This window comes from Candidatus Spongiihabitans sp., assembly GCF_965247905.1.
Classification (GTDB): domain Bacteria; phylum Pseudomonadota; class Gammaproteobacteria; order Arenicellales; family Poriferihabitantaceae; genus Spongiihabitans.
Window position 1 is genome coordinate 1515902 of record NZ_OZ252047.1, and the last position, 12173, is coordinate 1528074.

A 12173-nucleotide genomic window follows, 5' to 3' on the forward strand; every position below is an offset into this window, starting at 1 on the left:
AGTTTAATCAAACCTGACCCGAAGCAACCATCTCCCTGAGCTTGAATTTTTGAATTTTTCCAGTTGATGTTTTTGGTAATTCAATAAACACTATGTTCTTGGGGCGCTTAAAGCTCGCCAGATGCGCTTTGCAAAATGCAATTATTTCTTCTTCAGTGGCTTGCTCTGCTTGTTTTAGTTCTATAAATGCACACGGCGTTTCGCCCCATTTTTCATCGGGCTTTGCCACCACCGCAGCCGCAGCCACCTTGGGAAACTTGTATAGCACCGACTCGATTTCGATTGACGAAATATTTTCGCCGCCGGAAATAATAATGTCTTTTAATCTGTCCTTGATTTCGATATAGCCGTCTGGATGAACAACTGCAAGGTCGCCGCTATGAAACCAGCCATCTTTAAATGCAGCGGCAGTCGCTTCCGGGCTTTTATAATAGCCCTTCATAATGGGGTTGCCTTGCAGGACAATTTCGCCGATGGTTTGTCCATCCGCCGGCACCAGTTGCCCGCTTCCAACTTTTACCACTTTAGCCGATTCCATCATTTGAAATCGGACACCCTGGCGAGATTTAATTTCGGCTTGCTCGCCGATGGGCAGATTCGCCCATTGTGCACGCCAATCACAATATAATATATGACCATAAGTTTCTGTGAGGCCATAGGAATGGAGGACATTAAATCCCAGTTGGGCGGTTTTTTCCAGAATCTTGCTTGGCGGAGGCGCGCCGGCGGTCATTACTTGCACCGTGTAGTCCGGGATATATTGGATTTCCGGCGGCGCATTGGCGAGCATGGCAAGGACAATAGGTGCGGCGCCGAAATGGGTAATCCGATGGTTTTTAATGGCCGAAAAAATATTTTCGGCGTTGACCACGCGGTTGCAAAACAGCGTGCCGCCCATCAATGCCATGGTCCAGACATGGCACCATCCATTGCAATGGAACATGGGGACGATAGTCAGATAGCGGGAATGTTTAGGAATCTGCCAAGCGGCAACGGTGCCCATCGACATTAAATAGGCGCCGCGGTGATGGTAAACCACGCCTTTGGGTTTGCCGCTGGTTCCCGAGGTATAGTTTAGCGACAGCGCGTCCCACTCCGATTCGGGCCGGCCCCAATCATCACCCCAATCATCGCTATTGTCCCCGCTGGCCAGTAATTCTTCATAGGTCATCATTCCCAGCCGCTGCCCGGATCCCGGCGGTGCATCGGCCTGGTCATCAACGATATCAATAATAGCAGGCGGATTGTTCATGGTTTTCGACAGGGTTTTTAACGCCGCGGAAAGGGTCCCGGAAAAATGGGTATCGGTTATCAATACCTTGGCGTCGCTGTGTTCGAGTATGTATGCCACCGTGTCGGAATCGAGTCGGGTGTTGATCGCATTCAACACGCCCCCGGACATGGGTACGCCAAAATGAGCTTCCGCCAGCTCCGGGGTATTGGCAGCCATTATCGATATCGTAGCGCCTTTTTCAACCCCCAGTTTTTTCAAGCCGGAGGCTAAACGTTGGCACCGATTTGCGACTTCCTTCCAGTTGTATGAGCGATTGCCATACACAATTCCAGGATGTTCGGGGTAGGTATCCCGCGCTCTTTGCAGGAATGAAATTGGCGTTAATGCGACATAGTTGAGGCCGTCAACCCGCTTGAGCCGGTCATAGTTTTCTTTCATAGAATCTCTTTTGGTTGCTTGGTCTGAAATTGGCTCAGTATTGCAATGCCGCGTTACACCAATCAATCAGCGCGCAATGTAATTTAGCAATTTCAAAATCAGGGCATAGAGCGCATAATCCGCCTTTATTACGTGCCGATAATAACCCGAAACGCGCCTGAAGATATTTAGCCGCCAATATGCGTAAGTAGCGCGGGGAAATCATTCAACACTGGATGCGTTTCCAGTCTTTTAATTTTGATTTTGTCGAAGATATGTTCGCGCAATGCGGCGATTTTTTTCAAACTTGGCGCGTGCAACAAAACAAAACAATCCCATTCGCCGGCAACACCCCAAATTCCTAAAACATTCGGCGATGCGGCGAGGAATTTTTGCAGTGTGAAAACCGAACCACCATCGGCGAATTGCACAAGCAAAAACGTCTTTTCTTCGGACACTTCCACTTTGCCGGAATCCGCGGCGGCAATCACCGTGTAACCTTTGATGATTTTTCTCGCCTGCATGGACTCCACGCGGTTTTGAATGGTCACGCGCGAAACCGAAAATCGTCGCCCCAGTTCGCTCCAACTCGCACGACCGTTTTCGCTTAATGCGACCAGTATTTTTGCGTCAAGTTCGCCGAGCATGGACGGATTTTACACCAGAACAAACAAACTGAAAAATAAACTTCTCCAGAGTTGACAAATTGTCAAAACATTTTCAATTTGCAAGGCTTCGGTTTTCATTTTGTCGACGGATACTACGTTTCGTATTTTAATTTAGGTTCAAGATACTTTAAGCGGTCGATTTCGGATAGATTTCAGCAGATATTGACACCCATTTTCGTGGCGCATATTGAAGCGAAACTCACACTCTTTCAAAGGAGTCCGGCTACGCCGGACGCACTGCTGTCCCATTAACTTTCACAGCAACAAGGCCTGATTGCGATTGAAGCCGGGTCTGGGGGGCCGGTCGCCACGCAAGAGCGCCATCAAGTCGCGCTTGTCGAACAAGTTAAGCTGCAACAGGCGGAGCATTTGTTGCATGCTTTTGCCCAGCCGCGACTGGAATTTGATGAACGCCAAGAGTAAATACACGCACAGCGCGACCCAGATTTGTGTCATCACCGCGTTATTGCTGGTGCCGATGAAAGACTTTATCTTCAGGTTTTGCTTGATCCACTTAAAGAACAATTCCACCTGCCAACGCGCCCGGTAGAGGTCGGCGACCGTCTTGGCCGCCAGTTTCAAATTGTTGGTCAAGAAAACGTAATGCTTGCCGGTCTTGGCATCGCGGTAGCCGATGCGGCGCAGTGGGATGGGGCATTGTCTGGATGCCTTGACGCCGGTGAACACGATGCGCTGATCGCATGTCAATCCCTTGCTCTTCAACACCGCGGCGCGACCGACAACGCGATACGCCGCGTCTTTCTTGATACGAGTGACAAAAAATATGCCTTTGTCATTCAACTGTTTATACCCGCCATAGTCGTTATATCCGCGGTCGATGACGACTAGGCTGCCTTTGGGGAAACGCAGCGCGCGCCCGATAGCGATGTCGCTGGTTTTGCCGTCGGTGATGGCTGCGAACTCGGGCAGGCAACCGCGGTGGTTCAGCCCGACATGTAGCTTGACCGCCCCCTTGGTCGTTCGGAAATCGGCCCACGGGAAGGCCGAGAGGCACAACTTGATGGTGCTGGCATCAAGCGAATACAGCGGGTTCTTGAAACGAAACTTATGGCCGGGCGCGACCCCCTGGCAACGTCGCAACAGCTTCTTGAACAGTGCCTCGTACAACGTATAAGGCTTGTCCCGGTTGATGCGCGCCAGGCTGGAGCGGGACAGTTCGACGCCGCCCAAGTGATACAGTCGATGCGCCTGAGCGCCTAGGTTGTCGACGATGTCGCGCAAGCTGTCGCGGCCGGTCACCTGCGCCATGAACAGGCCGACGAACTGCGCCCAACGCGACGCGACACGGAACGAGCGGCCGCTATGATGCTGTTTGGCAAGGGTCTCGAATTCATGTCTCGGCACCCATTTGAGGAGTTGCGATAAAACTGTGTTACAATGCGCCATGGTCTGATTCTCCTATTTGATTCAATAAGTTGTCGGTAAACTCATTGTATCAATTCAGAGCGAATCAGACCATCTTTTTTGCTTGTTAATGGGACAGCAGTGCGCCGGACGACATATTCCACTGGATTGCCCGGCCAATAATAATATGGGCCGGGCAATGACAAATGATGGGCAATGGTGAATTGAGAGGACAAAGGCGAGTTGAGACGCCAAAGCACACGAGAGAAAATGTCCGGCTACGCCAGAGCACGTTTTAGTGTCACGCTTTGCGTGACAATTATTTACCATTGTCCTCTCAAAAGGACTCATCGCCTTCCGATTCACCATTGTCCCCCCAGCCCGTCATTCTCGCCGAAGGCGGGAATCCAGTTAAAATATGTCGTCCGGCGTAGCCGGACTCCTTGTTTTGGGCTTGGATGCGGCGGCGGTGGCTTCGGTGCCATTGTTGTGGGTGTTCGCGATACTGACGGCGAAATTTCCGCATGCGGGAGGCATCGCGCATCTTGTTGAACAGGCGTTCGGACGCACGGCGTCAATTGTTGCGTCGTTTATTTTTCTGGGCGCGGTGTTGTTGGGCTTGCCGTCCATTGCGTTGACCGGCGGCTATTATTTTGAGTCAGCCTTTTCGTCAGCCTTTTCGTCAGTACTGGCATCGGCGGCGACATCGTTTTTGTTTTCTGCGAATTCGGTTGCGATATTTTTATTATGTCTCGCCGGCGGGTTGAATCTTTGCGCACCGCGCACGGCGAAGAAAATCGGCGCGGTTGCGGCGGTGCTAATGAGCGCGTTTATTATCGCGTTGATTGCGGCAAGCATATATGTTTTGCTGGCGGAAACATCGTGGCAAAACATCGTAGATAAACTCGGCGTGATTGCGAATCCCACGAGCGTTGATGTGCGTGCAGTGTCGGCAGTTTTCTTCATGGTGTTTTTTGCATTTACCGGATGGGAAGTTGTGATTGGGATGAGCGGGGAATTCAAGCGTCCGGCGCGCAACATTCCGATTGCGATTTTTGCATCGTTTATCTTGGCATTTCTGCTGAGCATTGCGTGTGTGTTGGTGGTGTTGCTTAGCCGCCCCACGGCTTGGAATGAGGCGGCGTTTGTGCATGTATTGCAACCAAAGTTCGGCGCGGATATCGGTATGCTTGTGGCGCTGGGCGCAGTGTTTTTGATTTCCGTAAATTTGTTCGCCGCGATTTGGGGCGTGTCGCGAATGGTGTTTTCGCTGGCTGCGACCGGCGTGCTGCCGCAATTCGTCGGAGAACTTCACGCGGATAGCAATCGCGGTGGGAAAACGCCGCGAAATGCGGTTTTACTTTTGCTCGGCGTTTTGTTGTTGATTGTGTTGGTTGATCGCTCGGGCGCGTTGGGGGTGGATGATTTTTTGTTTTATTCGGGGCAGAATTTTTTCATCCTTTACGGTCTTGTGTGCGCGGCTGCGGTTAAAAAACTTGACCGGCCAGCACAAAAAAGCGCGGCGTTGTTTGCGTTATTGCTGGTGTGCGCGCTGGTGTTTTGGTCGGCGGATTGGCAGACCGTGGTTTATCCGCTTGCGCTTGCGCTTTTTGCCGTGGGCGTGAGTCTGGCAACAGAAAAAACGCGGTCGCTGACTTAATTTTCTTTCATGATTATTGGAAACAAATTAAATGAAGGAAGCAATCAGGCGCGAATAAATCAGTGCGCAATGCAATTTAGCAATTTCAAAATCAGGGCAGAGGGCGCATAATTCGCAACGATAGACAATCGATTATAAAGCAAAAGAAGATGTATTCACCGGAACTTGTATTATCACGGCGACTAACAAAAACCCCATTCGAGCAGCGGGTATTTGAAAATGGCGTCAAGGGGTTGACCATCTACAACCATAGACCTTTGGCGTCTTACTTTTCTTCGCCGCAAGAGGACTACGAGCATCTTTGCCGGCATGTTCAGATTTGGGATGTCTCGTGCGAGCGCCAGGTTGAAGTGGTCGGTGCTGATGCCATGCGCTTGGTTGAATTGGTGACGCCAAGGGATATATCCAAATGTGAAATAGGGCAGTGCATGTATGCGCCGTTAGTGGATGAACACGGCGGAATTGTCAATGATCCAATTATTATCCGACTGGCAAAAGATCGATTGTGGGTTTCTATCGCAGATTCAGGGGTATTGTTGTGGTTAAAAGGCATTGTCTACGGTCGTGGATATAACGTCTCTGTATTTGAGCCCGATGTCAGCCCGCTGGCAATTCAAGGCCCGAAATCCGATGATTTGCTGGCCGATGTGGTCGGTGATCATATCAGAGAGATAAAGCGGTTTTGGTTTATTGAAGCCGAGTTGGCCGAAACGGATGTGATTATCGCCCGCTCGGGATGGAGCGGGCAGGGCGGTTTCGAGATTTATCTTACCGACCGCGCCAAGGGGCTGGCGTTGTGGGATCTGATTTGGGACGCCGGGCGGAAATATAATATTCGCGCCGGCTGCCCTAACATTATTGATCGCATTGAACGCGGACTATTGTCCTACGGCAGTGATATGACAATGGACAACAATCCGTATGAATGTGGTTTGGAGCGCTTTTTTGAAGCCCGCAAAGACGCCGAGAGCATGTCCAAAGACGCGCTGGCCAAGTTCGCGAAAAATGGCGTGCGCAAAAACCAGGTTTATCTGGCGATTAGCGGCAGCCCAATGGCGTCGCCGCGGTCGATTTGGGATGTGGTCGATGAAAATAACAAAGTGGTGGGCATGGTGACCAGTTCGGCCTATTCCAGAAACTATCAATCAAATGTTGCATTCGCGCTTGTTGATGCCGAGGTTAATCAGGAAGGCAGAAAGTTTCGGGTCGATATTGGGGCAGCCGAGCCGGGAGAATCTGCCAGAGAAGCGACCATCGTGGTGAAGCGCGGGGAAAAACTGGAAACCCTGACGAATGCCGCGCATGTTGACGCGTGAATGCCGCATCAAAAACCATGAGCATCAAAGATAACGACCAAGCCTTTACCGCGCAGTCCCTGAGCGGCGTCAGTCCGGAGCGCAACTATGCCGGCGCCTTGAGTTTTGCCCGCAGGAAATATAGCAAGGATTTGGCCGCGGCGGATTTGGCGGTCACCGGAATTCCCTTCGACACCGCGACCACCAATCGTCCCGGCGCTCGATTTGGGCCGCGGGCAATCCGCGCAGCCTCCACCGAAGTTGCCTGGCAACGCAATTGGCCGTGGGAATTTGACGCGCTTGAATTGCTGAAAATCGCCGACTATGGCGATTGCGATTTTGATCAAGGGCGGCCCGAGGGCGTGCCGAATCAAATACAGGCGCACATTGAAACCATCCTGAATACCGACACGGCGGTATTGTCATTGGGCGGCGATCACTTTGTAACGCTGCCGATACTGCGCGCCCATGTCAAAAAACATGGCCCGGTTTCATTGCTGCATTTTGATGCGCATACCGATACCTGGCAAGACGAAGCAGGAAGAATCGATCACGGCACCATGTTTTTTCATGCGGTCAAGGAAGGCTTGGTAATTCCGGAACAATCCGTGCAAGTGGGCATTCGCACCACCAATGACGCGCCGCTGGGGTTCAATATTTTCCATGCCGACTGGATTCATGAACATAGCGCGGCCGAATTGCTCGCCAACATCAAAAACATTCTCGCAGACCGCAAAACCTATTTGACCTTTGACATAGACTGCGTCGATCCCGCTTTCGCCCCAGGCACCGGCACGCCGGTATGCGGCGGACTGAGCTCGGCCCAGGTCTTGCGGATATTAAGAGGATTGCGCGGCATGAATCTGATTGGCATGGACCTGGTCGAAGTCTCCCCGCCCTATGACCACGCGGAAATTACCGCGCTGTTGGCAGCGTTTATTGCCTATGATTTCATCGCCTTGTATGCCGCCCGGCATAAACTCGGCGAAAAATTCTAACCATCCCCCGCCATTATTCCTCTGTCATTTGTATGTTGCTTTTACCTTGCAGATAGGCCAATTTGTGGGGTAGGCGCGACATTATAAAAAAACGCGGGGACGACGAATCCAGGACTTCAGCCGTTGACATTGCCCGGCGGCGGTAACGGCGGGTTGCTTAATTTAAGTTGGTGAGAGACGGCGGCGACAATGACAACGATGACATTAATGTTAATGACGGCGACGACTACGCCGTCATCGTCATATTAATGTCGCCGCTAAAACCGTCGCTCAAACGACAACTTGAACGATGGGATAAGGTCATTGCTGCGGTCGTGTTGCGGGTGATGCTCCGCGCCCAGGCTGGCTTGCAACGCGCCGCCGGCGAAGGGCATCTGATAGGCGGCTTCGGCTTGCAGGTTGCGACCGGTCGGGGCCAGGTTCACCTGATGGTCGGCCTGCACGACCTCGCCGTATCTGGTGCGGCCGGTGGGGAGACGCAACTTCATCCGCCCCTTCTCCACGCGCAATGGCTGCGACAGGCGCAAGCCAAACCAGTCGCCACGCCGCCACGTCGAAGCGCGCACCACACCGAGGCTAAACGCACTGCTGAGGATGGTGTCGGCATCGTGCAACAAGCCGGTGTCGTCAACTTGCGGGCGAGTGCGCCCAAGATATGCCGAAGTCAGCAGGCGCCAGTCATCGCCCAGGCCCCAGTCGCCATTGACACCGATAAACGCGGTCGCGCCTTGCGCCTGACCGAGCGCACCCTGCGGGCGCGCACCGAGGAAGCCATCGGCCTCATGTACCGCACCGGCTTGCAGCGACAGCCCGCCGTTAAGGGTCAGGGCCAGTAACGCGCCGATGCCGCGCTTGCCACCCGGGTTTTGTTGACCATTGAACTGTGGTGCGCCGTGCATCAGCGCGAAACCGAAACGCCCGCCGCCCGCACGCGGATGCGACCAGCCCATGCCCGGCCCGTCGCGCACCAGGGATAAATACGGCGCGGCGAACGCAAGCGGGTCGCTGAAACGCCGTGCGCCGGCGATAACCCCATGTTCGCTCGGTCTGCTCTGAAAAGCAGGATTCAAGGGGTTGTCAGACGATTGGCCATACAAGCCAAGTGCCCGCCCGCCGTGATCACCATAAGAAAACCACCAGCCATCGGCGAAAGAAAATCGTGCCGCGCTTAACACACCGTCGCCGTTAAACCCCAGCGACAATGTTGCGGCATTGTTTTGGTAGGGTGATGCCGCTAACGACAACTCCCGCTGTTCACGGTACATGCGGCCGCGTTCCTGCGCCGCTTGCGAGACCCAAGTGTCCGCCGACAGAAAAAACGGCGCGTCCAATTCATCGAACGCGGCGAACTCCACTTCCGCTAACTGGGCTTGCATCGCGGTGCCAAACGCGTCACCGGACAAGGCAAATCGGATGCCCGCCAGCGGCTGGCGATTCGGGTCGTCGGACAAACCGCTCATCAACGGACCGACCGGCGAGGTGGCAGCGTCCAAATCAACCAGGCCGTGACCGTAGGTGTCAGAGTCAGTATACCTGCCCTCGCGGTTGGCAGTGGCAAGCAAACGATCAACCACTTCCGTGTTACCGAGTTGCCGGCGGAAAAACTGCCGCAACACCGCGAGTGAACCACTGACGATTGGCGCGGCTGCCGAGGTGCCTTCAAATAAAGTATAATCACTTTCGCCAACCGAATCCGCCGAAACAAGGTTATCCCCTGGTGCGGCAATACAAAAATCTTTGGCGATGCCACAACGGGATGAATAACTCGCAAGACTACCGTCTTCCTGCAAGGCCACCACCGCAAGAACATGACCTCGCAATTCAGGGAAATATACGCCAAGACCTTGTACAAGGTTGGGAGAATCGGAAACTACCGGGGCTTCGTTTTCATCCACAAAACTGCCAGCATTTCCGGCTGACCACACCACAATTTTTTTATCGGCAGGCGACTTATCCGATTGCGCCAGCAAAGCGGCTGTCATGGCTAAATGTTCTTTCACCACTTCCCCGTCATAGACGGAAATGGCACCCGGCATCGGACTATGACTGAAATTGATAATGGCACCCTCGTCTCTGAGGAATATAGGCTCAAGAAACTCAACATTCCCTTCATCTCGAGTTTTAGTGCTAATCACCGACGAGATAGGTTCCTGCAAGTCAATTATAGGCCCCCGACCTCCTCTCGTTCGGGTCTGCCATACATATACCTTGGCATCAAAAGCCACGCCGTGCATATTTATGCCTTCGTCCTTACCTTCAGCATTTACAATCATTTCACCATCGCGGTTACCGACCGCCAGAGCGGTAACCGCGGTGCCGTGGAATGGTCGGATCTCGTCCGGCGGAAGGAAACGTGAGTTTCCTGTTTCAATTTTGCCGTCTCCAGAAAACTCTCGGTGGTTCTCGTAGACACCGTATTCCATAATCAAGATTGTCTCGCCCGCACCAGTGGCACCGCGCGCGTAAGCGGCCGCGGCGTTAATCATGTCCAGGTGATATTTGTTACCAGAAACCTGCTGACCTGTCACCCTATCAGTGAACTTATATGTTCCCCCGTATTCTGGATAGGCTTCTGCCGTGCTTTTGCGAGTGGCGTAATCGGCATCATCAGAAGGCAGGGCCGGTGGCGGCGGCGGTTGCATCGGCGGTGGCGGTGGTGGCGGTTGCATCGGCGGATCTGGTGGTTGCATCGGCGGATCTGGCGGTAGCGGCGGTGCAGATGTTTCGCTGTTACTACTACCGCCACCTCCACCACCGCAACCAACCAACAAAGTCAGCACGCATAGCACGAGTACCGCACGTTTGTTATTTCGGGAGGCGGGGATGATTTTAGTTTTGCGAACATGTTTCTTACGAACATGCTCCATTATGGCGGTCAATTTAACTTCTGTTTTGGCAGGTAAGATGAAAGTTGACGATTGTAATACACATCATTCTCGCCGAAGGCAGGGTATAGGCTCACTATTTCGCTGTCAGTTTTTTTTTCGTTTACTTTTGGTGTCTCAAAAGGAATTATCGTCTTCCGATTCACCATTGTATCCCCAACCCGTCATTCTCGTCGGTAGGCGGGAATCCAGAGTGGCGTAGCCGCCGGGACGCGCTCATACATTAGCGGTAAGCAACAAGCACCATCGCCTTGCCGTCATTCTCGCATTGAACGGCGCGGCTACGCCGCAAAGGAGTTCGGCTGCGCCGAACGGTTTAATAAGGGAACTATCAAGGAAAGTTGACAAAATCGAAAGGAATTTGATTAAAGAGTGTTAGGAGTAAATAGAACTGTCCTAATAATTAACACGACATCTGTCCGCTTTTAATTGGTTTATACTCCTGACATTGTGAAGCGGATTTACGCAACGTCAGCCTGTATTTGTTCCTCATTCAATAAACAGCCATCTTTTGAATATCGTCCCAGTCGTCTGGGACCATGAAAAATTGAAATCAAGCCATCTAAATGGATCACAACCTTTACTTTGGCTTTGATGTAATGATAGCGATGTTTGTCTTTCGGCAGTTGTAAATTGAGGTTGTTAAATTGCACGCAATTGTCTTTCCTCACCCTGCGCTCATAACGCTGACAAAGGTAATCATCCAGATTAACACCGGCAAGCCGGACAAACGCATTGCCTTGTTCTCTTGCAGGACGTGCAAACTCCTCATTGAAGGCCGGCATGTAATGATGGTTAAGGTATGCATTAGCGGCTTTTATATCGGTGATGCCGTTGAGAGCCAATTCTTGAGGCAAGCGCCCTTGGTGAGTAGCAAAGGCACGTTCAGATCGCCCGCGAGCCTCAGGCGAATAGGCGGCAATCATATCAATGCCTAAGCGTTTAAGGGCAATGCCAAATTGAGTCGGATTGTTTTTATCCACCTTGCCGCCCACCTCTGGTGTATGCCAGTAATGGCTGCCCCGGTCGGAATAGAAAGTACAGAAAATACCTTTAGCCTTGAGTACATCTTTGACACCCAGCAACGAACTGACCGTGCCTTCCTGTTCAACAAAGCGCATGGAATAATGCTCGTTAGTGGCATCATCCATAGTCACAATTAAATCCCAATACACCCCGGGCACCCATAAATGGGTGCTGCCATCTTGATGGATCATCATGCCGGGCAATGCACTGGGGAGCCGTTTAATGCGATGAGGTCCAGGTGATTGACCTTTGGCCACCAAATTAGCTGATTGAAGTTGGTTTTTAACCCAGCTATAGCTACGTGACCCCTGGTGTTTTCGTTGATACCAACGATGAAAATGCCTGACATTCCAGCCATTATATCGACTGGAATATAAATCAGTTAATGCCATCACCTCATCAACCGGAGCGCACCGTACTGATAGGGTGTGCAGTCTTTTGTCACACAAGCCTTCCAGCCCTGACTCTTCATAACGGTTGATATACCTGCGAAAACTACGACTGCAGACTCCTAACAAAATGGCTGCCTCCTCTTGGCTTAATCGTTTGCATTGATATCCTTCATATGCCTCTTCAAATCTCATCTGTTTTAATTCCTCAACAAAGGCTGTCCGGTTCATTTGCT

General features: G+C 52.1%; 10 protein-coding genes. 3 read left to right on the forward strand and 7 right to left on the reverse strand.

What is annotated here, in order from left to right; all coding sequences use genetic code 11:
* Positions 1-7: 7 nt before the first annotated feature.
* The 4 genes from ACP158_RS07815 to ACP158_RS07830 all read right to left on the reverse strand — a co-directional run bounded on the left by ACP158_RS07815 (position 8) and on the right by ACP158_RS07830 (position 4014).
* Positions 8-1672 carry an AMP-binding protein gene (locus ACP158_RS07815; RefSeq protein ID WP_424948370.1) on the reverse strand — a complete coding sequence of 555 codons (1665 nt, stop codon included), beginning with the start codon at positions 1670-1672 and terminating at the stop codon, positions 8-10.
* A gap of 167 nt (positions 1673-1839) precedes the next feature.
* Positions 1840-2298, reverse strand: a complete 459-nt coding sequence (locus ACP158_RS07820) for an Lrp/AsnC family transcriptional regulator (RefSeq protein WP_424945601.1) — start codon at positions 2296-2298, stop codon at positions 1840-1842.
* Positions 2299-2574: 276 nt separating this feature from the next.
* A complete protein-coding gene (locus tag ACP158_RS07825; protein ID WP_424945602.1) occupies positions 2575-3726 on the reverse strand; it encodes an IS4 family transposase in 1152 nt (383 codons plus the stop codon).
* A gap of 54 nt (positions 3727-3780) precedes the next feature.
* Positions 3781-4014 (reverse strand): hypothetical protein, encoded by a 234-nt coding sequence (locus ACP158_RS07830; RefSeq protein WP_424945603.1) that lies wholly within the window; start codon positions 4012-4014, stop codon positions 3781-3783.
* A gap of 88 nt (positions 4015-4102) precedes the next feature.
* On the opposite strand from ACP158_RS07830, the gene ACP158_RS07835 reads away from it, so the two are divergent.
* The 3 genes from ACP158_RS07835 (at position 4103) to speB (ending at position 7637) form a co-directional block, all read left to right on the forward strand.
* Positions 4103-5344 (forward strand): APC family permease, encoded by a 1242-nt coding sequence (locus ACP158_RS07835; RefSeq protein ID WP_424945604.1) that lies wholly within the window; start codon positions 4103-4105, stop codon positions 5342-5344.
* Positions 5345-5493: 149 nt separating this feature from the next.
* The gene (locus ACP158_RS07840; RefSeq protein WP_424945605.1) at positions 5494-6660 is read left to right on the forward strand and encodes a dimethylsulfoniopropionate demethylase; all 1167 of its coding nucleotides are present in this window, start codon (positions 5494-5496) and stop codon (positions 6658-6660) included.
* 17 nt (positions 6661-6677) lie between these two features.
* Positions 6678-7637, forward strand: coding sequence for an agmatinase (gene speB, locus ACP158_RS07845; RefSeq protein WP_424945606.1), 960 nt, complete (start codon positions 6678-6680; stop codon positions 7635-7637).
* Positions 7638-7894: 257 nt separating this feature from the next.
* On the opposite strand, the gene ACP158_RS07850 is transcribed toward speB, so the two are convergent.
* The 3 genes from ACP158_RS07850 to ACP158_RS07860 form a co-directional block, all read right to left on the reverse strand.
* Entirely contained in the window at positions 7895-10516 is a 2622-nt protein-coding gene (locus ACP158_RS07850) for a S8 family serine peptidase (protein ID WP_424945607.1), read from the reverse strand.
* A gap of 222 nt (positions 10517-10738) precedes the next feature.
* Positions 10739-10870, reverse strand: a complete 132-nt coding sequence (locus tag ACP158_RS07855) for a hypothetical protein (RefSeq protein WP_424945608.1) — start codon at positions 10868-10870, stop codon at positions 10739-10741.
* 113 nt (positions 10871-10983) lie between these two features.
* Positions 10984-12168, reverse strand: a complete 1185-nt coding sequence (locus ACP158_RS07860) for an ISNCY family transposase (protein WP_424945609.1) — start codon at positions 12166-12168, stop codon at positions 10984-10986.
* Positions 12169-12173: the final 5 nt, after the last annotated feature.

Bases quoted from the DNA above. Each gene is read 5' to 3' on its own strand.
- ACP158_RS07815 (WP_424948370.1), bottom strand. From the start codon at position 1,672: ATGAAAGAAAACTATGACCGGCTCAAGCGGGTTGACGGCCTCAACTAT.
- ACP158_RS07820 (WP_424945601.1), bottom strand. From the start codon at position 2,298: ATGCTCGGCGAACTTGACGCAAAAATACTGGTCGCATTAAGCGAAAAC.
- ACP158_RS07825 (WP_424945602.1), bottom strand. From the start codon at position 3,726: ATGGCGCATTGTAACACAGTTTTATCGCAACTCCTCAAATGGGTGCCG.
- ACP158_RS07830 (WP_424945603.1), bottom strand. From the start codon at position 4,014: ATGGTAAATAATTGTCACGCAAAGCGTGACACTAAAACGTGCTCTGGC.
- ACP158_RS07835 (WP_424945604.1), top strand. From the start codon at position 4,103: ATGTCGTCCGGCGTAGCCGGACTCCTTGTTTTGGGCTTGGATGCGGCG.
- ACP158_RS07840 (WP_424945605.1), top strand. From the start codon at position 5,494: ATGTATTCACCGGAACTTGTATTATCACGGCGACTAACAAAAACCCCA.
- speB (WP_424945606.1), top strand. From the start codon at position 6,678: ATGAGCATCAAAGATAACGACCAAGCCTTTACCGCGCAGTCCCTGAGC.
- ACP158_RS07860 (WP_424945609.1), bottom strand. From the start codon at position 12,168: ATGAACCGGACAGCCTTTGTTGAGGAATTAAAACAGATGAGATTTGAA.